Below are 499 nucleotides of genomic sequence, written 5' to 3'. Positions count from 1 at the left end.
GTGGAAGGCGTCGACCGTCACTCGACCGATGGGAGCGCCCTCGTCGCGCACGAGCCAGACGAGGCGGGTGCGATCGGGGTCGTCCTGGTAGTGGGGGAGAAGCTCGGCAGGCGTCTGGTCCTCGTCGGCATTGCCGGAGATCTCGAGGTAGATGCGGTTGCGCACCTCGACCATGTCGATGAAGTCGGTGGCGTCCGCGTCGTCGATGCGCGCGGGGATCGTGAGCGGGACGAAGCTCACGGGAGGGGTGTCCATGGGGGATTCCTTCTGCAGGGGTGAGAGGTCGGGGGTCCGGAGAGGACCCCCGACCGGTGCCGTCAGCGACGGATGTCAAGGAGCGCGGCGCGCTCCCACTCCGCCTCGCGGCGGCGGCGAGCGGACTCGACATCGTCGCGGAGGCGGTGCGATTCGCGATCGGCGGTGAGACGCGACATCCGCTGACCCCAGAGGATCAGCCGGAGGCCGAGATGCATCGCCCAGCGATCGAGCAGGCCGGTAT

Annotated in this window: 2 pseudogenes; both read right to left on the bottom strand. The window is 69.1% G+C overall.

From position 1 onward, the window contains the following. Positions 1–255, bottom strand: a pseudogene (locus ASG00_RS16735) (GNAT family N-acetyltransferase); the annotation flags it as partial. Positions 256–317: 62 nt separating this feature from the next. Then, positions 318–499, bottom strand: a pseudogene (locus ASG00_RS03495) (hypothetical protein); the annotation flags it as partial.

The sequence above is a fragment of the Microbacterium sp. Leaf351 genome, assembly GCF_001423825.1.
Lineage (GTDB): Bacteria > Actinomycetota > Actinomycetes > Actinomycetales > Microbacteriaceae > Microbacterium > Microbacterium ginsengisoli.
Note: the sequence above shows the minus strand (reverse complement) of the source record. Positions and strands in the feature narration are given on the sequence as shown.